This window comes from Streptomyces sp. SCPE 10 (assembly GCF_051980735.1).
GTDB classification, from domain to species: Bacteria; Actinomycetota; Actinomycetes; order Streptomycetales; family Streptomycetaceae; genus Streptomyces; species Streptomyces misionensis.
In genome coordinates this window covers 3,511,994-3,536,994 of sequence record NZ_CP197069.1, presented here as the reverse complement: position 1 = coordinate 3,536,994, position 25,001 = coordinate 3,511,994, and the positions used below count along the sequence as shown (strand labels likewise).

Sequence of the window (25,001 nt, the reverse complement as noted above, 5' to 3'; positions counted from 1 at the left end):
GCATCCGACTCCCTCAACACTACGTACGCAGGGGAACCGCACATGCGCATTCGTGCCACCGTGGCCGCCGTCTCCGGCGCCCTGGCCCTCTCCGCCCTCGCCCTGCCCGCGGCCCACGCCGCCGACCAGACGCGGGTGCCCGCGGAGAACTCCGTGAGCAAGGTCGCCCACACCGCCCACCAGGGCCGTTCGTCCTTCGCCGCCGTCGCCTCGGGCACGCCGTACCAGCTGAACGCCACCTTCTCCAACGTGAAGGTGAACAACGGCAAGAACATCGCCGTCGGCACCACCAACGTGGTCAAGGTGCCGGTGTCCTTCACGCTGACGCACGGCACGGACGTCAAGATCCACGCGAAGGACTTCTTCGCGGCCGTCGAGCTGTACCGCGGGACCTCCTTCGAGGACTCGATCTGGTTCTACGACAGCACCAACGGGTCCTGCACGGACTCCTCCGCGACCGTGGCCAACTGCAAGGCCACCGTGTCCATCGACCCGGCCGAGCTGCTCAGCGAGGACGCCGGCAGCTGGAAGGCCGCCGCGTACGCGGTCGCCTTCAACGGCCAGAACCCCTCCGACCCGGACCTGGACAAGGTCGGCGTGGCCGTGAAGGACCCGACCAACTCCTTCAAGCTCCAGCGCTACTCCAAGCTGACGGTCAACGCCAGCCCGGAGCCGGTGAAGAAGGGCAAGACCATCACCGTCGTGGGCAAGCTGTCCCGCGCCAACTGGGACGACGGCAAGTACCACGGCTACACCGGCCAGCCGGTCAAGCTGCAGTTCCGCAAGAAGAACTCCAGCACCTACACCACCCTGAAGACCATCAAGACGGACTCCACGGGCAACCTGAAGACGACGACCAAGGCCACGGTCGACGGCTACTTCCGGTACTCCTTCGCGGGCACCTCGACCACCCCGGCGGTCAGCGCCGCGGGTGACTACGTCGACGTGAAGTAACCCCTCGCCGGAGCGGACCCGGCCCGGCCCCGGTGGCGCACCACGCCACCGGGGCCTCGGTCTGTGCGGGACAAGGTAACGGACGGACAAAAAATGGCCGGTTCGCGCTCTTGCCGTACAACTCACCCCCGGACTCGTGGATCTGATCACCCGAGTCGACCGACTCCACGATCACTTCTCCCTCCGAGGGAACGCACATGCGCATACGTGCCACCGCGGCCGCCGTCTTCGGCGCCCTGGCGCTCTCCGCCCTCGCCGTGCCCACCGCCCAGGCGGCCGGCACGACGGCCCCCAACGTCACCTTCTCGAAGATGAAGGTGAACGCCGGCAAGGCCATCACCGTCGGGGCCACCTCCACGGTCAAGGTCAAGGTGACCTACACCGTCACGCACCCCAGCACCCTCTCCATGTCCGGCATCGCCACCGGCCCGGTGCTCTACCGCGGCACCTCGGCCAAGGCCGCCGACAACGAGTTCATCAGCGACGACCCGGGCACCTGCACCAAGGTCGACGCCACGACCGTGAACTGCTCGGCCACCCTCGCCGTCACGGCCGCCGACCTGTACGACTCCGACGCCGGCACCTGGAAGGAGGGCGGGCTCGCCGTCAACACCTCCGGCGGCTCGAAGTGGCAGAACGACCTGGGCACCGTCCCGGTCCGCCGCGCCGCCAAGCTCACCGCCGACGCCACCCCCGAGCCGGTCAAGAAGGGCAGGACGCTCACCGTCACCGGCAAGCTGACCCGCGCCGACTGGAACAAGGGCACCTACGCCGGCTTCTCCGGCCAGTCCGTCAAGCTCCAGTTCCGCAAGGCGGGCACCAGCACCTACACCACCGTCAAGACGATCACCTCGTCCTCGACGGGCGCCCTGAAGACCACGGTCACGGCCGGGTCCGACGGCTACTACCGCTACAGCTTCGCGGGCACCTCCACCACCTCGTCCGTCTCCGCCGCGGGCGACTACGTCGACGTGCAGTAGGTCCTAGCCGGGAAAGCGGCGGGCGACCCACTTCCACAGGAACTCCAGGGCGGCCGCCGCCACCACCGCGATCGCCACCGCCGTCCACGGCATGGCGAGGCCGACCAGCTTCAGCGCGAAGAAGTCCTGGAGTGCCGGTACGACGAGCACCAGGAGGAAGGCCGCGGCCATCGCGGCCACCAGCGTCACCCGCCACCAGGTGTAGGGGCGGGCGATGATCGCCAGCACCCACATGGAGATCAGGAACAGGGTGAGCGTGGCGGCGCTGGTCTCCGCCTCCAGCTGTCCGGAGCCGGAGCCCGCGTAGTGGTGCCGGGCGATCAGGTACGTCACGAAGGTCGCCACGCCGGCCACCACACCGCCCGGGATCGCGTACCGCATCACCCGGTGCACGAAGTGCGGTCTCGCCCGCTCCTTGTTGGGCGCCAGGGCCAGGAAGAAGGCCGGGACCCCGATGGTGAGGGTGGAGAGCATGGTCAGATGGCGGGGCAGGAACGGGTACTCCACCCGCCAGCACACCACCAGCACCGCGAGCAGCACCGAGTAGACCGTCTTTACCAGGAACAGCGTCGCCACCCGCGTGATGTTGCCGATCACCCGGCGGCCCTCGGCGACCACCGACGGCAGGCTCGCGAAGCTGTTGTCCAGCAGCACGATCTGCGCCACCGCCCGGGTGGCCTCCGAGCCGGAGCCCATGGCCACGCCGATGTCCGCGTCCTTCAGCGCGAGCACGTCGTTCACGCCGTCCCCGGTCATCGCCACCGTGTGCCCGTGCGACTGGAGCGCGCCCACCATGTCCCGCTTCTGCTGCGGGGTGACCCGCCCGAAGACGGTCCCCGCGTCCAGCGCGTCCGCCATCGCTGCCCGGTCCTGCGGCAGCCGCCGCGCGTCCGTCGCCGTACCGTCCAGGCCCAGCTTGGCCGCGACCGCGCCGACCGAGACGGCGTTGTCCCCGGAGACGACCTTGGTCCTGACCCGCTGCTCGGCGAAGTAGCGCAGGGTGTCGGCCGCGTCGGGCCGCAGCCGCTGCTCCAGGACGACCAGGGCGGTGGGGCGGGCGTCCCGCGCGGGCGCGGCGTCGTCCAGGTCGCGCCGCGCCCGGGCCAGCAGCAGCACCCGCAGCCCCTGCTCGTTGAGCCGCTCGGTCTCGGCCAGCGCCGGGTCGTCGGCGCCGAGGAGGACGTCCGGGGCGCCGAGCAGCCAGGTGCTGGTCTCGCCGTCGCCCTCGCTGAACGCGGCCCCGCTGTACTTGCGGGCGGAGGAGAAGGGGAGCGACTCGACGCAGCGCCACTCGTCGTTCTCGGGGTAGGCGTCGATGATCGCCTGGAGGGAGGCGTTGGGCCGTGGATCGGACTCGCCGAGCGCGCCGAGCACCTTGCGCACGTAACCCTCGTCGGCGCCGTTCAGCGGGCGCAGCTCGGTGACGTCCATGCCGCCCTCGGTGAGGGTGCCGGTCTTGTCCAGGCAGACGGTGTCCACGCGGGCGAGGCCCTCGATGGCCGGCAGCTCCTGGACGAGGCACTGCTTGCGGCCGAGCCGGATGACGCCGATCGCGAAGGCCACCGAGGTGAGCAGCACCAGCCCCTCCGGGACCATCGGGACGATGCCGCCGACGGTACGGGCCACGGCCCCCTTGAGGTCGTCGTTCTTCACCACGAGCTGGGTGACGACCAGGCCGAGGGCCGCCGGGACCATCATCCAGGTGACGTACTTGAGGATGATGGAGATGCCGGTGCGCAGCTCGGAGTGGACGAGCGTGAAGCGGGACGCCTCCTCGGCCAGCTGGACGGCGTAGGCCTCCCGGCCGACCTTGGTCGCGGTGAAGGCACCGCCGCCCGCGACGACGAAGCTGCCGGACATCACCGGATCGCCGGGGCGCTTGACCACCGGGTCGGCCTCGCCGGTGAGCAGGGACTCGTCGATCTCCAGCCCGTCCGCCTCGGCGCACACCCCGTCCACGACGACCTTGTCGCCGGGCCCGATCTCGATGAGGTCGTCCAGCACGATCTCGTCGGTGGGGATCTCGGCGGCCGTGCCGTCCCGGCGCACCGTCGGCCGGGCCTCCCCGATCACCGCGAGCGAGTCGAGGGTCTGCTTGGCCCGCCACTCCTGGAGGATGCCGATGCCGGTGTTGGCGAGGATCACGAAGCCGAAGAGGCTGTCCTGGATCGGCGCGACGAACAGGGTGATCACCCACAGCACGCCGATGATCGCGTTGAACCGGGTGAAGACGTTCGCCCGGACGATCTCGCCGAACGAGCGGCTGCTGCGCACGGGTACGTCGTTGATCTGGCCACGCGCGCGCCGCTCCGCCACCTCCGCGCCGGTCAGCCCTGTCGCCCGGGTCCGGGGCAGGGCCACCGGGTGTACCGGATCGAGCTCGGCGCCGGCGTCTATATGGCTCATGTATCCGACGTTACGTGGCCTTTGCCCGCGCGCCCACCCGGCCCGGGTCCCCGGCCGGGGTCAGTCGGCCGATGCCGAACGGGCCCGCTTGATGGCGGCGTCCCGCTTGCGCACGTACCAGATGCCGATCAGGCCGAGCCCGCCGCCGGCCAGGCACGTCCACAGCCACCACAGATGACCGTGGTCCCGGAACCAGCCGTAGAAGGGGAGCTGGACGAGGAACAGGACGAACCAGACGATCGTGCCGCCGGTGATGGTGGCGACCACGGGCCCCTCCAGGGGCTCGGGCGCCTCGTGCTGGGGGATCCACTTGGCCATGGCGCACAGCTTACGAGGCGATCGGGCGGCCCTCCGGTCCGACCGGGGCCGCCCCGAATCTACGCGCGGAGATAGCGATCTAGTGGCTCATACGTTCATACTGAAACCGTTTGTCTTTGACCGCTTCTAATCGTATGAAACTCCAACGGGGCTCGGGGGAACCCTGTCGGTGATGAGGTCTCGCATGTCCACCTCGGCAGCTGCCAAGGTCCCCACCCCCGAGAAGCCGGGGGGCGGTCCGTCGTCCGCCGGCGGTTCCCTCGACCGCTATTTCAAGATCTCCGAGCGCGGCAGTTCCATCGCGCGGGAGTTCCGGGGCGGTCTGGCCACCTTCTTCGCGATGGCCTACATCATCGTGCTGAACCCGATCATCCTGGGCAGCGCGAAGGACATGTACGGTCACCATCTGGACAACGCCCAGCTGGTGACGGCGACCGCGCTGACGGCCGCCTTCAGCACCCTGCTGATGGGTGTCATCGGCAACGTCCCGATCGCGATGGCCGCCGGCCTCGGCGTGAACTCGGTCGTCGCGCTCCAGCTGGCCCCCCGGATGACCTGGCCGGACGCGATGGGCATGGTCGTCCTGGCCGGCTTCGTGGTGATGCTGCTGGTCGCCACGGGCCTGCGCGAACGCGTGATGAACGCGGTGCCGTTCGGCCTGCGCAAGGCGATCTCGATCGGTATCGGCCTGTTCATCATGCTGATCGGCCTGGTCGACTCCGGCTTCGTCAGCCGCATCCCGGACGTCGCTCAGACCACCGTCCCGCTCCAGCTCGGCACCGGCGGGCACCTCACCGGCTGGCCGGTCCTGATCTTCGTCCTGGGCGCGCTGCTCACCTTCGTGCTGATCGTGCGCAAGGTGCCGGGCGCGATCCTGATCTCCATCGTCGGCATGACCGTCCTCGCGGTGGTCATCAACCTGATCGCCAAGGTCCCGTCCTGGGGCCTGACGGTGCCGAAGTGGCCCGGCAACCCGGTCGCCACCCCCGACTTCGGCCTGGTCGGCCAGGTCAGCCTGTTCGGCGGTTTCTCCAAGGTCGGCGTGCTGACCGGTGTCCTGTTCGTCTTCACCGTCCTGCTGTCGTGCTTCTTCGACGCGATGGGCACGATCATGGGCATCAGCGACGAGGCCAAGCTGACCGACGCCCAGGGCTACATGCCGGGCATCAACCGGGTGCTGTTCGTGGACGGCCTCGCGGTCGCGGCGGGCGGCGCCAGCTCCTCCTCGGCCACCACCGCCTTCGTGGAGTCCACGGCCGGCGTCGGCGAGGGCGCCCGCACGGGTCTCGCCAACGTGGTCACCGGCGGTCTGTTCGCCATCTCGCTCTTCCTCACCCCGATCGCCACGATGGTGCCGTCCCAGGCGGCCACCCCGGCGCTGATCGCGGTCGGCTTCCTGATCATGTCGAACTCGGTCAAGGAGATCGACTGGGCCGACTACACGATCGCGATCCCGGCGTTCGTGACGATGCTGATGATGCCGTTCACCTACTCCATCACCAACGGCATCGGCATGGGCTTCATCACCTTCACGGTCCTGCGCCTGGCCGCGGGCCGCGCCCGGGAGATCCCGGTGCCGATGTACGTCGTCTCGGCGGTCTTCGCCTTCTACTACCTGATGCCGGCCCTGGGCCTGACCTGAGCCGACCCGTTCCACGGCGTCCTCAGGTGACGCCGTAGAACTTCTCCGTCTCCTCGACCGCGGTCTGGAACCGCTGGTCGAAGTCGTCCCGAATGAGCGTGCGGACCACATAGTCCTGCACGCTCATTCCTCTTTTCGCCGCGTGCCGCCGGAGCCGTTCGAGCAGCTCCCCGTCTATCCGCAGGCTCAGCACAGTGGTCCCCATGGGTACGAGGGTCGCCACAGCCGGTCTCCCGGCGCGTCGCTTTCCGGCACCGGCTCACCCATACGGGTGATCGACGGGTTTCAGTGGCCTGGATCACGGGCATCCCGGCGCGCCCCATTGGTCTTTAGCTAGAGTAATGAGTTACTCTAAAGAACATGCCGGACCTCACCCATGGCGACGACGCTGCCGCCGTGAACGCCCTTCGCTCCGCCGTGATGCGGTTGTCCCGCCGGGTCAAGCACCAGCGGGTCGACGAGTCGCTGAGCCCCACCGAGATGTCGGTGCTCGGCACCCTGTCCCGCTGCGGCTCGGCCACGCCGGGCGAGCTGGCCCGCAAGGAGCACGTCCAGCCGCCGTCGATGACCCGCATCGTCGCGCTGCTCGAGGCCAAGGGCCTGGTCCGGCTGGAGCCGCATCCGGAGGACCGGCGCCAGAAGGTCGTCACCCAGACCGAGCAGGCCGAGACCATGCTCGAAGAGAGCCGCCGCAAGCGCAACGCGTTCCTGGCGAACCTCGCCGACGGTCTCGACGAGGAGGAGTGGGCCAAGCTGCGCGCCGCCGCTCCCGTGCTGGAAAAGCTCGCACACCTGTAAGCAAGCCCCTGAAGGAGGCGAACCCTGTTGAGTACGGGATCCGGAACACCTTCCGCCCCCGCACCCACCGCCCCTACTACCCCCGCCCGCAAGTCCTCGATGTTCAGCTCGTTGAAGGTCAGGAACTACCGCCTGTTCTTCACCGGCCAGGTCGTCTCCAACACGGGGACCTGGATGCAGCGCATCGCCCAGGACTGGCTCGTCCTCAGTCTCACCGGCTCCTCCGCGGCCGTCGGCATCACGACGGCCCTGCAGTTCCTGCCGATGCTCCTGTTCGGTCTCTACGGCGGGGTCCTGGTCGACCGGCTGCCCAAGCGCCCCGCGCTCCTGGTCACCCAGTCCTCGATGGCCCTCAGCGGCCTCGCGCTCGCCGCGCTGACGCTCACCGGTCACGTCCAGGTCTGGCACGTCTATCTCGCCGCGTTCTTCGTCGGGCTCGCCACGGTGGTCGACAACCCCGCCCGGCAGTCCTTCGTCTCCGAGATGGTCGGCCCCGACCAGCTGCACAACGCGGTCAGCCTGAACTCCGCGAACTTCCAGTCCGCGCGGCTCGTCGGCCCCGCCGTCGCCGGCCTCATGATCACCGGTGTGGGCACCGGCTGGGCGTTCCTCGCCAACGGCCTGTCCTTCGCCGCGCCGATCACCAGCCTGCTGCTGATGCGCGCCCGTGAGCTCTACCCGGTCAAGCGGACCCCGCGGGCCAAGGGCCAGCTGCGCGAGGGCCTCCAGTACGTCGCGGGCCGCCCCGAGCTGATCTGGCCCGTGGTCCTGGTCGGCTTCATCGGCACCTTCGGCTTCAACTTCCCGGTGTGGCTGTCCGCCTTCGCCGACCACGTGTTCGACGTGGGCGCCGGCGGCTACAGCCTGCTGAACACGCTGATGGCCCTGGGCTCCCTCGGCGGCGCCCTGCTGGCCGCCCGCCGCGGCTCGGCCCGGATGCGGCTGCTGATCTTCGCCGCGCTCACCTTCGGGGTGCTGGAGGTCGTGGCCTCCCTCGCCCCCGCGTACTGGCTGTTCGCCGTGCTCATGGTGCCGATCGGGATCTGCGGCCTCACGGTCAACGTCACCGCGAACACCACCGTGCAGATGGCCACCGACCCCGCCATGCGCGGCCGGGTGATGTCCCTGTTCATGATGGTCTTCATGGGCGGCACCCCGCTCGGCGCCCCGGTGATCGGCTGGATCACCGACACCTACGGCGCCCGGGCCGGCTTCGCCCTCGGCGGTGTCGTCTCCGCGCTCGCGGCCGGCACCATCGGCCTGATCCTCGCCCGCGTCGGCGGCCTGCGGCTGTCGGTCGGCTGGCACGGGGGGCACCCGCGCCTGCGCTTCGTCCAGCGCGAGCGCGAGGAACTCGCCACGGCCGTGTGACCGTCTCCCGGGGGGTGCGGCTACCGCACCCCCCGGGACGGCACCCGCCCCGGCCGGCCGCCCTGGCCGGAGGATCCGGTGCGCCCGAATCCCTGGCGCTCGTAGGAGGCGACCAGCTCGCCGTCGCCGCCCGCGGAGCGGTCCACTCGCAGCGGCGAGACCCCCGCCCGCCGGATCGCCTCGGCCGTTCGTCATGGCGGTGATCCTGCCCACGCGCCCGGGACGCGATGTCCGGCCCGCCAGGTCTCCGGGATGTCCCAGGGATGCCCCGGTGGACGCGTCGGGGGCTGTCTCGGGGGCTGCCGCGGGACACATCGGGGTCGCCGCCGGGATGTCTCTGGGATGGTGAGGGGATGAGACTCTTCGCCGCCGTTCTGCCGCCGCAGGAGATCGCCGCCGAACTCGCCGTCGAGGTCGACCGGTTGCGCCGGCTGCCGGGCGCCGACGCACTGCGCTGGACGGGCCGCCCCGGCTGGCACTTCACCCTCGCCTTCTACGGCGAGGTCGCCGACGACCTCCTGCCCGGTCTGGCGGACCGTCTCGCCCGCGCGGCCCACCGCACCGCCCCCTTCGAGCTGGCCCTGGCCGGCGGCGGCCAGTTCGGCCACGGCCGCGCCCTGTGGACCGGGGCCTCGGGCGACGTGGCCGCCCTGCGCCTGCTCGCCGACCGGGCGGAGGCGGCGGGCCGCAAGGCCGGGGTGCCGATGGGGGAGCACCGCCGCTACCAGGCCCACCTGACACTGGCGCGCGGCCGGGAGGCGGTGGACGTGAAGCCGTACGTCGAGCTGCTGCGCGCGTTCGCCGGCCGGAGCTGGACCGTGACCGAGCTGGCGCTGGTGCGCAGCAACCTGCCGACGTCGGGGGTGCGGGGCGAGCAGCCTCGGTACGAGGCGGTCGGGCGCTGGGAGTGCGGGGCGTCCGGTTAGGCTCGATGCGTGGAACCGAAAACCCGGAACCGGATCATGGCCGGTGCGCTCGTGCTGATGTTGGTGGTCGTTGCCGTGGCGGCGGCGGTGCGGTAGGGGCGGGGAACCGCGGCCCGCACCGGCCGCGGCCGGTCGTGGCCGACCGCGCGGTTCCCCGCCCCTCGCGGGCGTCCGCCCGCCCGGTGTCACCAGGCGAAGGCCTCCGGGGACGGGCCCGGGCCCGGGAAGATCTCGTCCAGGCCGGCGAGGACTTCCTCGCTCAGCTCCAGCTCCACCGCGCGCAGCGCCGACTCCAGCTGCTCGGCCGTGCGCGGGCCGACGATCGGGCCAGTGACCCCGGGACGGGTGAGCAGCCAGGCCAGCGCGGCCTCGCCGGGCTCCAGGCCGTGCTTGTCGAGCAGGTCCTCGTAGGACTGGATCCGCGCGCGGGCCGCCGGGTCGGCGAGGGTGTCGGCGGCGCGGCCGGAGGCACGGCGCCCGCCCTGCACCTCCTTCTTGATCACACCGCCGAGCAGTCCGCCGTGCAGCGGGGACCAGGGGATGACCCCGAGGCCGTACTCCTGCGCGGCCGGGATGACCTCCATCTCGGCGCGCCGCTCGGCGAGGTTGTACAGGCACTGCTCGCTGACGAGGCCGATGGTGCCGCCGCGACGGGCGGCGGTCTCGTTGGCCTGGGCGATCTTGTAGCCGGGGAAGTTGGAGGAACCGGCGTAGAGGATCTTGCCCTGCTGGACGAGGGTGTCGATCGCCTGCCAGATCTCGTCGAAGGGGGTGTTCCGGTCGACGTGGTGGAACTGGTAGAGGTCGATGTGGTCGGTCTGCAACCGCTTCAGGCTGGCGTCCACCGCGCGCCGGATGTTCAGCGCGGAGAGCTTGTCGTGGTTGGGCCAGGCCTCGCCGTCGCCGGCCATGTTGCCGTAGACCTTGGTGGCGAGGACGACCTTGTCGCGGCGGTCGCCGCCCTTGGCGAACCAGTTGCCGATGATGGTCTCGGTGCGCCCCTTGTTCTCACCCCAGCCGTAGATGTTGGCGGTGTCGAAGAAGTTGATGCCCGCGTCCAGCGCCGCGTCCATGATCGCGTGGCTGTCGGCTTCGTCCGTCTGCGGCCCGAAGTTCATCGTGCCGAGGACCAGTCGGCTGACCTTGAGTCCGGTGCGTCCAAGCTGCGTGTACTTCATGGTCACCAAGCCAACGGCTTGGAGTGCGCTCCAGGCAAGGGCGGGTGGTCGTCCGCGGGGGAAGTGCGTGGTCCTGACGAGGAGACCGAGCGCGGTCATGTCGACGTCGGTCCCGTGGTTCACGCGCAGTTCGCAGGCGTAGGAGTCCTCCTTGGGCTCCGTGTACCGATTCCCCACGCCTCGCGCATCGCCCCGGCGAACGCCTCCGCGATCCGGTGCTCGCCGCTCGCGTTGGGGTGGGTGCCGTCGTAGGTGTCGACATGGATGTCGTACGACTGCGGTGGCGATGCCAGCAGGATCGGCGACCGGGGCTCGTCCAGGTCGGCGGCCGCCTTGGCGAGGAGGTCGTTGAAGAGGTCCACCTGCTCGGCGAAGGGGGCGTCCGTCTCGGCGCGGATGTTGGGGATCACCGGCAGCAGCACCATGCGGACGCGCGGGTCGGCGTCCCGGGCGGCGGCGATGAAGGCCCGGACGTTCTCGGCGGTCTGCTCGGCGTTGGTGTAGAAGCCGAGGTCTATCAGGCCGAGCGAGACGAGCAGGACGTCCGGCCGGCACTCCCGGACCGCCCCGCCGACCAGCGGGGCCATGTGCAGCCAGCCCTCGCCCCAGCCCGCGAGGTGGGCGCGGGGGAAATCGGGGTCGGCGTAGTCGAGGGACGTCGGCGCGCCGGACTGCTTGTCGTACAGCGTCTCGCGCGGGCCGACGAGCGTGACGGCGGGGTCGTACGTACGGCGAAGGAGCTGCCACAGCCGGTGACGCCATGTGTGTTCGCCCGCGCTCCCGATCGTCATGGAGTCGCCCACGGGCATGAACCTGAGCATCCGCTCATGATGGACGATCACGGCCGCGGGGTGGGACGCGGGGCCGTGTGAGGCCCGCCACGTGCGGGCGCGGGCGGCGGGCCGAACGACCGGCGGCAATGGCAGTCTTGGCCCATGCGCCGACCGTTCGCCCTGCTCGCCGCCGTCCTGCTGGCCGGCGCCTGTGCGTTGCCCGCCTCCGCCGCCGAGGGGGCCGGCGACCAGGGGTTCACCCTCAAGGACCCGAGGATCGCCGAGTCCAGCGGGCTCGCCGCCTCCCGTCTGCATCCCGGCATCTACTGGACGCACAACGACAGCGGGGACGGGCCGTACATCTACGCCGTCGACAGCCGGACCGGGCGGACCGTGGCCCGGGTGACGCTGCGGGGCGTCGGCTCCCCGCGGGACGTCGAGGCGATCTCCATCGGGCCGCACGACGAGATCTACGTCGGGGACATCGGCGACAACTTCGACGGCCGCTGGCCCTATGTCTGGATCTACCGGCTGCCCGAGCCGAAGGTGCTCCAGGACCAGACGATCACGGCCACGCAGTACGTGGTGAAGTACGCCGACGGGCCGCGCAACGCCGAGTCGATGGTCGTGCACCCGAAGACCGGGCGCGTCTACATCATCGACAAGAAGGAGGACGGCGGCCACCTCTACGAGGGCCCGGCCACCCTGTCCACCAAGGGCAGCAACGTCTTCAAGCCCATCGCCCCGATCGACCTGTGGGCCACCGACGCCGCGTTCTCCCCCGACGGCGGGCAGCTCGCCGTGCGCGGCTACCTCGGCGGCATCTACTACTCCTGGAACGACGGCCACATCGAACGCGCAGGCACCCTCGACGTCCCCCTCCAGGGCCAGGGCGAGGGCGTCACCTACTCCGACGACGGCACGAAGCTGCTGTACAGCAGCGAGGGCGCCGGCAGCGCGGTGGTCGCCAAGGACGCCCCCGACCGCCCCGGCGGCTCCCCGTCGACGGGCAACGGCTCCTCCGACACCCACACGAGGGGAAACAAGAGCCTGCCTCTCGGCGCCGCCGCGCTCGCCGTCGTGCTGGTGGCCCTGGCGGGAGTGGGAAGACTGCGACGCCGCGGAAGGTGACGCGAACGTGCCGGGCGGGCGGGGCGGTTGGGCCTTCTGCTCGGTGGCATATGCCGAAGACCCAGGCCACTCGAACTCGGGTGGACAGCCTTTTCCGGGTCCATACGGTCGGTGATGACGGCGGCTTTCTGCTCGCCGTGGAGTCGCAGGGAAAACCGGACCAGGGCGAGGGCCCGGCCCGTGACTACTGGAGGAAGCTGATGGACGCGTACACCCCGGTCTTCCCCGGCGGCGGCTCCGTGATGGAGGAGGCGTGGCGCAAGGTGCATGCCGATGGTGAGGCGAAGGGCGAGATGCGGGGCGAGGCGAAGGGCGAGGCCAAGGCTGTTCTTCGGGTGCTGCGTGCGCGGGGTGTCGAAGTCTCCGAGTCCGTCCGCGAGCGGGTCATGGCCTGCGCCGACCTCGACGTGCTGGAGACCTGGCTGGACCGCTCCCTGAGTGTGGCGAGTGCCGAAGAGCTGTTCGTCGGGGAGCAGGGTGCGCGGGGGGTGCAAGAAGAAGGGCGCCCGGTGGTGACCGGGCGCCCTTCGTCGTCGTAGCCGAGAGGTCAGAGCTTCTCGATCACGTAGTCGACGCACTTGGTCAGCGCCTCGACGTCCGCCGGGTCGATCGCCGGGAACATGGCGATGCGCAGCTGGTTGCGGCCGAGCTTGCGGTACGGCTCGGTGTCCACGATGCCGTTCGCGCGCAGCACCTTGGCCACGGCGGCGGCGTCGATCTCGTCGGAGAAGTCGATCGTGCCGATGACCTGGGACCGCTTGGCCGGGTCGGTGACGAACGGGGTCGCGTACTTCGACTCCTCGGCCCAGCTGTAGAGGCGGGTCGAGGAGTCCTTCGTGCGGGCCGTCGCCCAGTCCAGGCCGCCCTGCCCGTTGAGCCACTCCAGCTGCTGGTCGAGCAGGAAGAGCGTGGCGAGGGCCGGCGTGTTGTACGTCTGGTTCTTGCGCGAGTTGTCGATCGCCGTGGGCAGCGAGAAGAACTCGGGGATGTGCCGCCCGGACGCGTGGACGCGCTCGGCCCGCTCGATCGCGGCGGGGGAGAAGACACCGATCCACAGGCCGCCGTCGGAGGCGAAGGACTTCTGCGGGGCGAAGTAGTAGACGTCGGTCTCGGCGACGTCCACCGGAAGGCCGCCCGCGCCGGACGTCGCGTCCACCAGGACGAGGGAACCCTCGTCCGCGCCGGTCACCCGGCGGATGGGCATGGCGACACCGGTGGAGGTCTCGTTGTGGGTGAAGGCGTAGACGTCGACGCCCGCCTCGGCCTCCGGCGCCGGGTGCGTGCCGGGGTCGGCGGCGATCACGGTCGGCTCGGCCAGCCAGGGCGCGAGCTTGGCCGCCTTGGCGAACTTGGAGGAGAACTCGCCGAAGTTGAGGTGCTGGGACTTGTTGTCGATCAGTCCGTGGGTGGCGATGTCCCAGAAGGCGGTGGAGCCGCCGTTGCCGAGGATCACCTCGTAGCCCTCGGGCAGGGAGAACAGCTCGGAGATCCCCTCGCGGACCTTCCCCACCAGGTTCTTCACGGGCGCCTGGCGGTGGGAGGTGCCGAGCAGGGAGCTTCCGGTGGCGGCGAGGGCGTCCAGCGCCTCGGTCCGCACCTTGGAGGGGCCCGCACCGAAGCGTCCGTCGGCGGGCTTGATGTCAGCGGGAATCTGGATGTCGGCCACGTCTCGGAGGGTATCGGCTGGGCGAAACGGGACGGAACCGTGTCCGTCGGATGAGACGAGATCGTCAGGACCCGGACTTGTCGGGTCGTACGACGATCAGGCCGAGGTTGTGGATAACTTTCCGTCACGGTCGGTGATCGGATGCATCCTGGACGCATGACGGATCACTCGGGTCTCGAAGCGGAACTGCGCGGGTGCGTCCGGGGCGAGGTCGGCTTCGACGCCACCGCCCGGGCGCTCGTGACGATGGACGCGTCCAACTACCGGCGCGTCCCGGCGGGAGTGGTCGCCCCCCGGGACGCGGACGACGTGGCGGCAGTCCTCGGCGTGTGCCGGGCACGCGGCGTGCCCGTGGTGGCCCGCGGCGGGGGTACGTCGATCGCCGGTCAGGCGACCGGTACAGGTGTCGTACTGGATTTCACCCGCCATATGAACGGTCTGCTGGAGCTGGACCCGGACACCCGCACCGCGGTCGTGCAGCCCGGCCTCGTCCTCGACCGCCTCCAGCACGCCGCCGCCCCGCACGGACTGCGCTTCGGCCCCGACCCGTCCACCCACAGCCGCTGCACCCTCGGCGGCATGATCGGCAACAACTCCTGCGGCTCCCACTCGGTCGCCTGGGGAACCACCGCGGACAACGTGCGGGAGCTGTCCGTCCTCACCGCGCGCGGCCGGCGGCTGCGGCTCGGCCGGGACTGGGCGGGTGCCCCCGAGGGGCTGCGCGAGCTGGCGCAGGGCGAACTCGCCCGGCTGCGCACCGGCTTCCCCGACCTGCCCCGCCGCATCTCCGGGTACGCGCTGGACGCGCTGCTCCCCGAGCAGGGCGCCGACGTGGCCCGTTCCTTCTGCGGCTCCGAGGGCACCCTCGGCATCCTCACCGAGGCGGTCGTCCGCCTGGTCGAGGCACCCCGCGCGCACGCCCTCGCGGTGCTGGGGTACGGCGACGAGGGCGCCGCCGCCGAGGCCGCCGCCGGCCTGCTGCCGCACGGCCCGCTCACGGTGGAGGGCATGGCCGCCGACCTGGTCCCGTCGGGCGCGGGACTGCCCCGGGGCGGCGCCTGGCTCTTCGTGGAGACGGGCGGCGCGTCGCGGGCGCAGGCCCTGGCCCGCGCGCAGGCGATCGTCCGCGCGGCCGACGTGGTCGACTCCCTCGTGGTGACCGACCCCGCCGCCCAGCGGACCCTGTGGCGCATCCGCGAGGACGCGAGCGGCACGGCGACACGGATGCCGGACGGCTCGGAGGCCTGGCCCGGCTGGGAGGACTGCGCGGTGCCGCCCGCCCGGCTCGGCGCCTATCTGCGCGACTTCCGCGCCCTGCTGAGCTCCCACGGCCTGCGCGGCACCCCGTATGGCCACTTCGGCGACGGCTGTATCCACGTCCGCATCGACTTCGACCTGCTCACCGGCCCCGGCATCGGCCGCTTTAGGCGCTTCTCGGAGGAACTGGCCGACCTGGTGGTGGCCCACGGCGGCTCGCTGTCCGGGGAGCACGGCGACGGCCAGGCCCGCGCCGAACTGCTGCCGCGCATGTACGGCGCCGAGACCGTCCGGCTCTTCGAGCGCGCCAAGGCCGTGTGGGACCCCGACGACCTGCTCAACCCCGGCATGCTGGTCCGCCCCGCCCCGCTCGACGCCGACCTCCGCTTCTCGGTGCTGCCGAGCGAACCCGTCGAGGTGGCCTTCGGCTACCCGGCCGACGGCGGCGACTTCCGCGCGGCCGTCCGCCGCTGCGTCGGCGTCGCCAAGTGCCGTACGGCCACGGCGGCGGGCTTCGCCGTGATGTGCCCTTCCTTCCGTGCGACCGGCGAGGAGGAGCACTCCACCCGGGGCCGCGCCCGGCTGCTGCACGAGATGCTGGCGGGAGAGCTGGTCACCGACGGCTGGCGGTCCACCGAGGTCCGCGACGCCCTCGACCTCTGCCTCTCCTGCAAGGGCTGCCGCACCGACTGCCCGGTCGGCGTCGACATGGCCACCTACAAGGCCGAGTTCCTGCACCACCACTACGCGGGCCGCCGGCGTCCCGCCGCCCACCACAGCATGGGCCGGCTGCCCGAGTGGCTGCGCTGGGTCGCCCGCACCCGCACCGCGCCCCTGCTCAACGCGCTGGCCTCCGTCCCGCCCCTGGCCGCCGCCGCGAAACGGCTCGGCGGCATTGCCCCGGAGCGCCGGCTGCCCCGCCTGGCGGCGCGGACCTTCACCGGCTGGTGGCGGCGCCGCGAACCCGTCTCCGGGTCCGGCGACCTGGTGGTGCTGTGGCCGGACACCTTCACCGAGCACCTGTCCCCCTCGGTCGGCCGGGCCGCCGTCCGGGTCCTGGAGGCCGCCGGGCTCCGGGTGGCCCTGCCGCCGACGCTGCTGCCGGGCCGGGGAGGCATCGCCCGCGGCGGCCGGTCCGTCTCGGCCGCCGCCCTGCTCACCGTCCGCCGGGCCCGGGTCTGCTGCGGTCTGACCTACCTCTCCACCGGCCAGCTCGACCGCGCCCGCACCGTGCTGCGGCGCACGCTGGACCTGATGGAGCCGGTGCTGGCGGCGGGCGTGCCGGTCGTCGTCCTGGAACCCGGCTGCGCGGCGGCCCTGCGCACCGACCTGCCGGAACTGCTGCACGACGACCCGCGCGCCCCCCGGCTCGCCTCGGCGGTCCGCACCTTCGCCGAGGTGCTGGAACAGCACGCGCCGCACTGGACCCCGCCCGCCGTCGACCGGCCCGTCGCCGGGCAGACCCACTGCCACCAGCACGCGGTCCTCGGCGACGCCCCGGACCGCAAGCTGCGCGCCGCCGCGGGCCTGATCGGTGAACTCTCCGGCGGCTGCTGCGGCCTGGCGGGCGACTTCGGCTTCCAGAGGGGCCACTTCGAGGTCTCCCGGGCCTGCGCGGAGGACCAGCTGCTGCCCTCGATACGCGGGGCGGCCGAGGACACCGTGATCCTGGCCGACGGCTTCTCCTGCCGCACCCAGCTGGAGCAACTGGCCGGGACCCGCGGCCGGCACCTGGCGGAGGTGCTGGCCGAGGCACTGGACGAAGACACGAAGCGCGAGGGGGAAGGGAAGTGACGGCCCGGCAGCCGGTCGCTGTTTCCATAGGTGATCCGCGCACCGTGAAGGAGCCATGTCCATGAGCGTCACCGTCCGTCCGGTCACCCGGGCCGAACACCTCGCCTTCGTGGCGGCCCGCCCCTCGGTCAGCCATCTCCAGCTGCCGTCCTGGGGGGACGTGAAGCCCGACTGGCAGGCGGAGAGCCTGGGCTGGTTCGAGGCGGACGGGCGGCTCGTCGGGGTCGGGCTGGTGCTGCTCAGACCGCTGCCCAAGATGAAGCGGTACCTGGCCTATCTGCCCGAGGGCCCGGTCATCGACTGGGACACGCCCGACCTGGAGCGGCTGCTGGAACCGATGCTGGCCCATCTCAAGCGCCGGGGCGCCTTCACGGTGAAGATGGGCCCGCCGGTGGTCGTGCGGCGGTGGAGTCCCGACGCGGTCAAGGCCGCCATCGCCGACCCGGGGGCGCACCGGCTGCGGGACGTGCCGCCGACCTCACAGGAGCCGGCCGCGCTCGCCCTCGTCGACCGGCTGCGCCGGATGGGCTGGCGGCAGACCGAGCCCGGCGGCGAGGACGGCTTCGCCGCGGGACAGCCCCGCTACGTCTGCCAGGTCCCCTACGCCGGGCGGTCGCTGGAGGACATCCACCGCGGGCTCAACCAGCAGTGGCGGCGCAACATCAAGAAGGCCGAGAAGGCCGGGGTGAAGGTCGTCCGGGGCGGCTACGACGACCTGCCGGCCTTCTACGGCCTCTACACGGAGACCGCGCAGCGGGACCGCTTCATCCCGCGCCCGCTGTCGTACTTCCAGCGGATGTGGACGGCGCTCACCGCCGAGGACCCCGACCGGATGCGGCTGTACCTCGCCCACCACGACGGCGAGGTGCTCGCCGCGGCCACGATGCTGATCGTCGGCGGCCACGTCTGGTACTCCTACGGCGCCTCCACCGGCCGCAGGCGCGAGGTGCAGCCCAACAACGCGATGCAGTGGCGGATGATGTGCGACGCCCATGAGCTGGGCGCCCACGTCTACGACTTCCGGGGCATCACCGACACCCTGGAGGAGTCCAACCACCTCCTCGGCCTGCTCCGCTTCAAGGTGGGCGCGGGCGGCGGGGCCGCGGAGTACGTGGGCGAGTGGGACTTCCCGCTGAACCGGCTGCTGCACAAGGCGCTGGACCTGTATATGACGCGCCGCTGAAGGCGACCGCCGGACCGGTGGCCCGGCATGCGAGAAGGGCCCATCTCACCATCCAGGACAGGCCCATGGCCGGTTCACGCTCCTGACGGAGGTCTACTACCCTGGACTCGGCAGTACAGCGAGCTGTACATGATCTGATCCGAGCACCAGGACCGCCGTGAGCACCGTCAACACCCCCAGCGCCCCCTCCGCGTCGTCCGCGAGGACGCCCTTGCCCCCGCGGGTCCCGGGCCGTCTCGGCTCGCTCGGCCCGGTCGGGCTGGTGCTGGCCGGCTGCGTCTCGGTGCAGTTCGGCGGCGCCCTCGCGGTGACCCTGATGCCGAGGGCCGGCGCGCTCGGCGTGGTGACCCTCCGGCTGTTCGCGGCGGCCGTGGTCCTCCTCCTGGTCTGCCGCCCCCGGCTGCGCGGCCACTCCCGCGCCGACTGGGGCACGGTGATCGCCTTCGGTGTCGTCATGGGCGGCATGAACGGCCTCTTCTACGAGGCCGTGGCGCGCATCCCGCTCGGCGCCGCCGTCACCCTGGAGGTCCTCGGCCCGCTGACCCTCTCCGTGCTGACCTCCCGCCGCGCGATCAACGCGCTGTGGGCGGCCCTGGCGCTGGGCGGTGTGTTCCTGCTGGGCGGCGGGGGCTTCGGCGGGGTGGACCCGGTGGGCGTGGCCTTCGCGCTGGCCGCGGGCGCGATGTGGGCGGGGTACATCGTCTTCAGCGCCCGCACGGGGCGCCGCTTCCCGCAGGCGGACGGCCTGGCGCTGGCCATGGCGGTCGCGGCCCTGCTGATCCTGCCGCTGGGCATCGCCACGTCCGGCAGCCGCCTCCTGGACCCCACGACCCTGGGCCTCGGCTCGGCGGTGGCCCTCCTCTCCTCGGTGCTGCCCTACACCCTCGAACTGCTGGCCCTGCGCCGGCTGCCCGCCGCCACCTTCGCCATCCTGATGAGCCTGGAACCCGCCCTCGCCGCCGCGGCCGGTTTCCTCATCCTCGGCCAGGCCCTCTCGGCCGCCGAGGCCGCCGCGATCGCCCTGGTCATCGCGGCCAGCATCGGCGCGGTCCGCACCCAGGTCGCCCGCGTCAAGACGCCGCCCCCGGCCCCGGAGGCATGAGCCCGAGCCGCCCGGAAATTGTCCGGAAGGGGCGGTGACCTGGTCGTTCAACCGGGGGCGCGGATGTGTACGTTGGCAGACAGCGTCCGCGTCGCGCCAAGGTGCGGCGGTTACAGGTAGGGGAAACGAACGCATGGCACGTGTCGCCGTCATCACCGCGCCCAACATCGGCTACCGCAACACCGGAATGCTGACCGTCGACCTGGCCTTCGAGACGATGCGGCGGCGGATGGGGGGCGGGATCGAGGCGGACTGGTACACGCTGCACGCGCCGGAGACCGTGGCGCTGCGGCCGGGGGCGCGCGGGGCCGCGTTCCCGTTCCGATTCCGGTCGCTGATCGACGAGGTCGACGGCCTCCGCGAGCACGACGCCGTGGTGTTCTGGGGCGACTTCCTGCACGCACGGCACTACCTCGCCCAGGACGCCACCAACCGGCTGCTCGACTTCGGTTTCGCCGCGGACCGGGCCGCCGCCCGGGCCCTGCTCAACCGGACGCTGCTGCTGGCAGAGCAGCCCGATGAACTGCTGTCGCGCACCCTCAGCTACGGCGGCACGATCCTGCACAACACGCAGTCCGACTACGACGACAAGGAGTACGGCCCGCTGTTCACGCGGCTGATGACGCGCAGCCGCCGGGTCTGGGTGCGCGACCCCCTGTCCGCGGCCAAGCTCGCGCAGCTGCGCGGGGACCGCGCGACGGACCACTTCGGCTCCGACGCCGCCCTGCTGAACCGCCCCGGCGATCTCGGCCACCTCCCGGTCACGCCCTGGTCCCGGGACCTCCCCGAGGGCGGTGCCATCGGGGTGTTCCTCGGCGCCCGGACCACGATCCCCGACTGGCTGCCCGGCTTCTGCCAGGGCCTCGCCGAGCGGTTCGACGCGCCCCTGGAATGGGTCCCGTGGTTCGACCGGGACGTCCCCCCGCAGGCCGAGCACATCGCGCGGCGCCCCGGCGACCCCACCGTCGGCGACCTGATCGGCGTGCTGCCCCGCTACCGCCTCGTCATCACGGACACCTACCACCTCGCCGTCAACGCCTGGGGCGCCGGCACCCCGGTGGTCTGCGTCGGCGCCCCCGAGCCGGTGCCGACGACCGACGACGACTACCTGACGCTCAGCGACGTGAAGAAGCACGTCTTCCACATGGCGTACGACGCGGCCGACTTCTACCTCCCCACCGTCCCGGACAGCCCCGAGGGGCACGAGCGCCGGGCCGACCGGATCGTCCGCCTCGTGGAGGGCGGGGGCGCCGCCGCCGTGGCCGCGCGGATCCGGGAGCACGCCGACCACTCGGCGCGCTCGTTCACCGAGACCCTGGCCGCCCTGCTGTCCTGAACGACCGGCCACCGGCCCCGCGCCCGCGGGCCTCCCGAAAAATCATGCAAGCACGCTTGATTGTTTCTTGGGGCGCTGCCATGCTCCCTCCATGGCCGACCCGACGCCCGTCATCGACGACCTGCGTGCCGAGAGTGCCCGACTGGACCGGCTGGTGGCCCGGTTGACGCCCGAGCAGTGGGCGCTTTCGACTCCCGCGCCGCACTGGACCGTCGCCCACCAGATCGCCCACCTCGCCTGGACCGACCGCGCGGCGCTGGCCGCCGTCACCGACGCCGGCGCCTTCCAGGCCCTGGCCGAGAAGGCGCTCGCCACGCTCGACTCCTTCGTGGACGAGGGCGCGCAGGAGGGTGCCGGACTGCCGCCCGGGGAACTCCTCGCGACCTGGCGGACGGGGCGCGACGCCCTCGACCGGGCCCTGCGCGCCGCCGCCCCCGGTGCCCGGTTCCCCTGGTTCGGACCGCCCATGGCCGCCGCCTCCATGGCCACCGCCCGCCTGATGGAGACCTGGGCCCACGGCCTGGACGTCGCCGAGGCGCTCGGTGTCACCCCCGCCCCCACCGACCGCATCCGGCACATCGTCCGGCTCGGCGTGCGGACCCGGGACTTCGCCTACGGTGTCCACCACCTCACCCCGCCCGCCGAGGAGTTCCACGTCCGGCTCACCTCACCGTCCGGCGAGGTGTGGGCGTACGGCCCGAAGGACGCCGCCCAGCGCGTCACCGGACCCGCCCTGGACTTCTGCCTCCTCGTCACCCAGCGCGCCCACCGCGACGACCTCGCCCTGACCGCCGAGGGCCCGGACGCGGACCGCTGGCTGGACATCGCCCAGGCCTTCGCGGGACCGCCCGGCAGCGGCCGCCCACCGAAGGGAGCCGGCCGCCCGCCGGAGGGAGCCGGCCGGTGAACCCTTTGCGCATAGGCAACTTCTCCGGCTTCTACGGCGACCGGTCCGACGCCCTGCGCGAGATGCTCACCGGCGGCGAACTCGACGTCCTCACCGGCGACTACCTCGCCGAACTCACCATGCTGATCCTCGCCCGCGACCGGCTGAAGGACCCCTCGGCCGGGTACGCCCGCACCTTCCTGCGCCAGTTGGAGGACTGCCTCGGCCTGGCCAGGGAGCGCGGGGTGCGGATCGTCACCAACGCGGGCGGCCTCAATCCGGCCGGACTCGCCGAGCGCATAGCCGAGTTGGCGCGGAAGCTCGGCATCCCCCTGCGCGTCGCCCGGGTGACCGGGGACGACCTGACCGCCGCCCACCCCGGCGCCCTCGCCGCCCACGCCTATCTCGGCGGGTTCGGGATCGCCGAGTGCCTGCGGGCCGGCGCGGACATCGTGGTCACCGGGCGGGTGACCGACGCGGCCCTGGTCACCGGGCCCGCCGCCGCCCACTTCGGCTGGGGACCGGGGCAGTACGACGAGCTGGCCGGGGCCGTCGTCGCCGGGCACGTCCTGGAGTGCGGGACGCAGGCGACCGGCGGGAACTACGCGTTCTTCCGGGAGGGGGACGTGCGGCGGCCCGGTTTCCCGCTCGCCGAGATCCACGCGGACGGCAGCAGCGTCATCACCAAGCACCCCGGCACCGGCGGTTTCGTGGACGTCGGCACGGTCACCGCCCAGCTGCTCTACGAGACCGGGGGCGCCCGGTACGCGGGGCCCGACGTCACCGCCCGGCTGGACAGCGTCCGGCTGCGCCGGGACGGGCCGGACCGGGTGCGGATCGAGGGGGTGCGCGGGGAGCCGCCGCCGCCGACGCTCAAGGTCGGCGTCAACCGGCTCGGCGGCTTCCGCAACGAGGTCGTCTTCGTCCTCACCGGCCTCGACATCGAGGCCAAGGCCGAGCTGGTGCGCGGCCAGCTGACGGACCACCTGGCCGCCTCGCCGCCCGCCGAGGTCCGCTGGGAGCTGGTCCGCACCGACCGGCCGGACGCCGGCACCGAGGAGACCGCCAGCGCCCTGCTGCGGCTCGTCGTACGGGACCCGGACCAGCGGGTCGTGGGGCGGGCGCTGAGCGGGGCGGCGGTGGAGCTGGCGCTGGCCAGTTATCCCGGGTTCCACGTGGTGGCCCCGCCCGGCAAGGGGGACCCCTACGGGATCTTCGAGGACGTGTACGTGCCCCGGGACGCCGTGCCCCACACGGCCGTCCTGCCCGGCCCGGACGGGCGGGTCCGGACCGTTGCGCCGCCGCCCGGCACCCGGCCCCTTCAGGCCGTGCCGCCCCCGCCGCCACCCGAGCCCCTCCCGCCCGGCCCGGCCCGGCGCGCGCCCCTCGGGGCCGTCGCCGGGGCCCGCAGCGGGGACAAGGGCGGGAACGCCAACGTGGGGGTGTGGGTCCGTACCGACGAGGCCTGGCGGTGGCTCGCCCACGAGCTGACCGTCGAGAGGTTCCGGGAGCTGCTCCCGGAGAGCCGCGAACTGCCGGTCACCCGGCATGTGCTGCCGAATCTGCGCGCCCTGAACTTCGTCGTCGAGGGCATCCTCGGCGCCGGTGTCGCCTCCCGGCACCGCTTCGATCCGCAGGCCAAGGCGCTCGGCGAATGGCTGCGCTCCCGCCACCTGGACATCCCGGAGGTGCTGCTGTGACCGTCCTGACCTCGGCCCTGGACCCGGCCGGCCCCGCCTACCGGGCCAACCGCGAGGCCATGCTCGCCAAGCTCGCCGAGCTGGAGACCGAGCACGCCAAGGCGCTCGCGGGCGGCGGCGAGAAGTACGTGCGACGGCACCGCGACCGGGGGAAGCTGCTCGCCCGGGAGCGGATCGAGCTGCTGCTCGACCCGGACACGCCGTTCCTGGAGCTGTCACCGCTGGCCGCCTGGGGGAGCGAGTACACCGTCGGCGCCTCGCTCGTCACCGGGATCGGGGTGGTCGAGGGCGTGGAGTGCCTGATCACCGCCAACGACCCGACCGTGCGCGGCGGCGCCAGCAACCCGTGGACCCTGAAGAAGGCCCTGCGCGCCAACGACATCGCCCTCGCCAACCGGCTGCCCTGCATCAGCCTGGTGGAGTCCGGCGGCGCCGACCTGCCGTCGCAGAAGGAGATCTTCATCCCGGGCGGCGCCCTGTTCCGCGACCTCACCCGGCTGTCCGCCGCCGGGATCCCCACCGTGGCCGTCGTCTTCGGCAACTCCACCGCCGGGGGCGCCTACATCCCCGGCATGTCCGACCACGTGATCATGGTCAAGGAGCGGGCCAAGGTGTTCCTCGGCGGGCCGCCGCTGGTGAGGATGGCCACCGGGGAGGAGAGCGACGACGAGTCCCTGGGCGGCGCCGAGATGCACGCCCGCCGCTCCGGGCTCGCCGACTACTTCGCCGTGGACGAGGCGGACGCGCTGCGGCAGGCGCGGCGGGTGGTGGCCCGGCTCAACCACCGCAAGGCGTACGGCGATCCGGGCCCCGCCGAGCCGCCCGAGCACGACCCCGAGGAACTGCTGGGCATCGTCCCCGGCGACCTCAGGACGCCCTTCGACCCGCGCGAGGTCGTCGCCCGGATCGTGGACGCCTCCGACTTCGACGAGTTCAAACCGCTGTACGGCACCAGCCTGGTGACCGGCTGGGCGGCCCTGCACGGCTACCCCGTCGGCATCCTCGCCAACGCGCGGGGCGTCCTGTTCAGCGAGGAGTCGCAGAAGGCCGCCCAGTTCATCCAGCTCGCCAACCAGCGGGACATCCCGCTGCTGTTCCTGCACAACACCACCGGCTACATGGTCGGCAGGGAGTACGAGCAGGGCGGCATCGTCAAACACGGCGCCATGATGATCAACGCGGTCAGCAACAGCCGCGTCCCGCACCTGTCGGTGCTCATGGGCGCGTCCTACGGCGCCGGGCACTACGGCATGTGCGGCCGCGCCTACGACCCGCGCTTCCTGTTCGCCTGGCCCAGCGCCAAGTCCGCCGTCATGGGGCCGCAGCAGCTGGCGGGCGTGCTGTCGATCGTCGCCCGGCAGTCCGCGGCGGCGAAGGGGCAGCCGTACGACGAGGACGCGGACGCGGCCCTGCGCGCCATGGCGGAGCGGCAGATCGAGTCCGAGTCGCTGCCCCTGTTCCTGTCCGGGCGGCTGTACGACGACGGCGTCATCGACCCGCGCGACACCCGTACCGTCCTCGGCCTGTGCCTCTCCGCCATCCACACCGCCCCCTACGAGGGCGCGCGCGGCGGCTTCGGCGTCTTCCGGATGTGAGGTCC

Annotated in this window: 22 protein-coding genes; 15 read left to right on the top strand and 7 right to left on the bottom strand. The window is 72.1% G+C overall.

Annotated elements, in window-relative coordinates; genetic code table 11:
- Nucleotides 1–42: 42 nt before the first annotated feature.
- Both ACSP97_RS16420 and ACSP97_RS16415 read left to right on the top strand, forming a co-directional pair.
- Nucleotides 43–954 (top strand): hypothetical protein, encoded by a 912-nt coding sequence (locus ACSP97_RS16420; RefSeq protein WP_355148075.1) that lies wholly within the window; start codon nucleotides 43–45, stop codon nucleotides 952–954.
- A 197-nt stretch (nucleotides 955–1,151) separates the two neighbouring features.
- Nucleotides 1,152–1,934: a hypothetical protein gene (locus ACSP97_RS16415; protein ID WP_355148073.1), complete on the top strand. Its 783-nt coding sequence runs from the start codon at nucleotides 1,152–1,154 to the stop codon at nucleotides 1,932–1,934.
- Between the two features lie 3 nt (nucleotides 1,935–1,937).
- On the opposite strand, the gene ACSP97_RS16410 is transcribed toward ACSP97_RS16415, so the two are convergent.
- A complete protein-coding gene (locus tag ACSP97_RS16410; protein WP_440558083.1) occupies nucleotides 1,938–4,340 on the bottom strand; it encodes an HAD-IC family P-type ATPase in 2,403 nt (800 codons plus the stop codon).
- Nucleotides 4,341–4,400: 60 nt separating this feature from the next.
- Nucleotides 4,401–4,658: a DUF2530 domain-containing protein gene (locus tag ACSP97_RS16405; protein ID WP_146466848.1), complete on the bottom strand. Its 258-nt coding sequence runs from the start codon at nucleotides 4,656–4,658 to the stop codon at nucleotides 4,401–4,403.
- Nucleotides 4,659–4,842: 184 nt separating this feature from the next.
- Here ACSP97_RS16405 and ACSP97_RS16400 point away from each other — a divergent pair, with 184 nt between their 5' ends.
- Nucleotides 4,843–6,300: an NCS2 family permease gene (locus ACSP97_RS16400; RefSeq protein WP_355148069.1), complete on the top strand. Its 1,458-nt coding sequence runs from the start codon at nucleotides 4,843–4,845 to the stop codon at nucleotides 6,298–6,300.
- Between the two features lie 22 nt (nucleotides 6,301–6,322).
- Here the strand turns inward: ACSP97_RS16400 and ACSP97_RS16395 are convergent, their stop codons facing one another.
- Nucleotides 6,323–6,505, bottom strand: a complete 183-nt coding sequence (locus tag ACSP97_RS16395; protein ID WP_070024482.1) for a ribbon-helix-helix protein, CopG family — start codon at nucleotides 6,503–6,505, stop codon at nucleotides 6,323–6,325.
- 155 nt (nucleotides 6,506–6,660) lie between these two features.
- On the opposite strand from ACSP97_RS16395, the gene ACSP97_RS16390 reads away from it, so the two are divergent.
- Together ACSP97_RS16390 and ACSP97_RS16385 are read left to right on the top strand one after the other, a co-directional pair.
- Nucleotides 6,661–7,098 carry a MarR family winged helix-turn-helix transcriptional regulator gene (locus ACSP97_RS16390; RefSeq protein ID WP_070023960.1) on the top strand — a complete coding sequence of 146 codons (438 nt, stop codon included), beginning with the start codon at nucleotides 6,661–6,663 and terminating at the stop codon, nucleotides 7,096–7,098.
- A 27-nt stretch (nucleotides 7,099–7,125) separates the two neighbouring features.
- Nucleotides 7,126–8,469: an MFS transporter gene (locus ACSP97_RS16385; RefSeq protein WP_355148067.1), complete on the top strand. Its 1,344-nt coding sequence runs from the start codon at nucleotides 7,126–7,128 to the stop codon at nucleotides 8,467–8,469.
- A gap of 20 nt (nucleotides 8,470–8,489) precedes the next feature.
- Here ACSP97_RS16385 and ACSP97_RS16380 read toward each other — a convergent pair whose 3' ends face one another.
- Nucleotides 8,490–8,615, bottom strand: coding sequence for a hypothetical protein (locus ACSP97_RS16380; RefSeq protein WP_440558079.1), 126 nt, complete (start codon nucleotides 8,613–8,615; stop codon nucleotides 8,490–8,492).
- A 207-nt stretch (nucleotides 8,616–8,822) separates the two neighbouring features.
- Here ACSP97_RS16380 and thpR point away from each other — a divergent pair, with 207 nt between their 5' ends.
- On the top strand, nucleotides 8,823–9,395 hold the full coding sequence (thpR, locus tag ACSP97_RS16375; protein ID WP_355148065.1) for an RNA 2',3'-cyclic phosphodiesterase: 573 nt from the start codon (nucleotides 8,823–8,825) through the stop codon (nucleotides 9,393–9,395).
- Nucleotides 9,396–9,580: 185 nt separating this feature from the next.
- On the opposite strand, the gene ACSP97_RS16370 is transcribed toward thpR, so the two are convergent.
- Both ACSP97_RS16370 and ACSP97_RS16365 read right to left on the bottom strand, forming a co-directional pair.
- Nucleotides 9,581–10,573, bottom strand: coding sequence for an aldo/keto reductase (locus ACSP97_RS16370; RefSeq protein WP_440558077.1), 993 nt, complete (start codon nucleotides 10,571–10,573; stop codon nucleotides 9,581–9,583).
- Nucleotides 10,574–10,692: 119 nt separating this feature from the next.
- Nucleotides 10,693–11,394 (bottom strand): SGNH/GDSL hydrolase family protein, encoded by a 702-nt coding sequence (locus tag ACSP97_RS16365; RefSeq protein ID WP_355148061.1) that lies wholly within the window; start codon nucleotides 11,392–11,394, stop codon nucleotides 10,693–10,695.
- A 114-nt stretch (nucleotides 11,395–11,508) separates the two neighbouring features.
- On the opposite strand from ACSP97_RS16365, the gene ACSP97_RS16360 reads away from it, so the two are divergent.
- Together ACSP97_RS16360 and ACSP97_RS16355 are read left to right on the top strand one after the other, a co-directional pair.
- Entirely contained in the window at nucleotides 11,509–12,477 is a 969-nt protein-coding gene (locus ACSP97_RS16360; RefSeq protein WP_440558076.1) for a WD40 repeat domain-containing protein, read from the top strand.
- A gap of 50 nt (nucleotides 12,478–12,527) precedes the next feature.
- On the top strand, nucleotides 12,528–13,016 hold the full coding sequence (locus ACSP97_RS16355; RefSeq protein WP_440558074.1) for a hypothetical protein: 489 nt from the start codon (nucleotides 12,528–12,530) through the stop codon (nucleotides 13,014–13,016).
- Between the two features lie 8 nt (nucleotides 13,017–13,024).
- On the opposite strand, the gene serC is transcribed toward ACSP97_RS16355, so the two are convergent.
- Nucleotides 13,025–14,143, bottom strand: coding sequence for a phosphoserine transaminase (gene serC, locus ACSP97_RS16350; RefSeq protein WP_355321802.1), 1,119 nt, complete (start codon nucleotides 14,141–14,143; stop codon nucleotides 13,025–13,027).
- A 156-nt stretch (nucleotides 14,144–14,299) separates the two neighbouring features.
- Between serC and ACSP97_RS16345 the strand changes: the two genes are divergently transcribed.
- From ACSP97_RS16345 to ACSP97_RS16315, 7 genes are all read left to right on the top strand, one after another.
- A complete protein-coding gene (locus tag ACSP97_RS16345) occupies nucleotides 14,300–17,194 on the top strand; it encodes an FAD-binding and (Fe-S)-binding domain-containing protein (protein ID WP_440558073.1) in 2,895 nt (964 codons plus the stop codon).
- A gap of 61 nt (nucleotides 17,195–17,255) precedes the next feature.
- Entirely contained in the window at nucleotides 17,256–18,377 is a 1,122-nt protein-coding gene (locus ACSP97_RS16340; RefSeq protein ID WP_440558072.1) for a lipid II:glycine glycyltransferase FemX, read from the top strand.
- Nucleotides 18,378–18,534: 157 nt separating this feature from the next.
- Nucleotides 18,535–19,479: an EamA family transporter gene (locus tag ACSP97_RS16335; protein WP_440558070.1), complete on the top strand. Its 945-nt coding sequence runs from the start codon at nucleotides 18,535–18,537 to the stop codon at nucleotides 19,477–19,479.
- Between the two features lie 133 nt (nucleotides 19,480–19,612).
- Nucleotides 19,613–20,815 (top strand): polysaccharide pyruvyl transferase family protein, encoded by a 1,203-nt coding sequence (locus ACSP97_RS16330; protein WP_440558068.1) that lies wholly within the window; start codon nucleotides 19,613–19,615, stop codon nucleotides 20,813–20,815.
- 91 nt (nucleotides 20,816–20,906) lie between these two features.
- On the top strand, nucleotides 20,907–21,722 hold the full coding sequence (locus ACSP97_RS16325) for a TIGR03084 family metal-binding protein (protein ID WP_440558066.1): 816 nt from the start codon (nucleotides 20,907–20,909) through the stop codon (nucleotides 21,720–21,722).
- Complete coding sequence (locus ACSP97_RS16320) at nucleotides 21,719–23,401, top strand: acyclic terpene utilization AtuA family protein (RefSeq protein ID WP_358270379.1); 1,683 nt, start codon at nucleotides 21,719–21,721, stop codon at nucleotides 23,399–23,401. Before ACSP97_RS16325 ends, ACSP97_RS16320 begins: the two co-directional genes overlap by 4 nt.
- Nucleotides 23,398–24,996, top strand: coding sequence for an acyl-CoA carboxylase subunit beta (locus ACSP97_RS16315; RefSeq protein ID WP_440558064.1), 1,599 nt, complete (start codon nucleotides 23,398–23,400; stop codon nucleotides 24,994–24,996). Before ACSP97_RS16320 ends, ACSP97_RS16315 begins: the two co-directional genes overlap by 4 nt.
- Nucleotides 24,997–25,001: the final 5 nt, after the last annotated feature.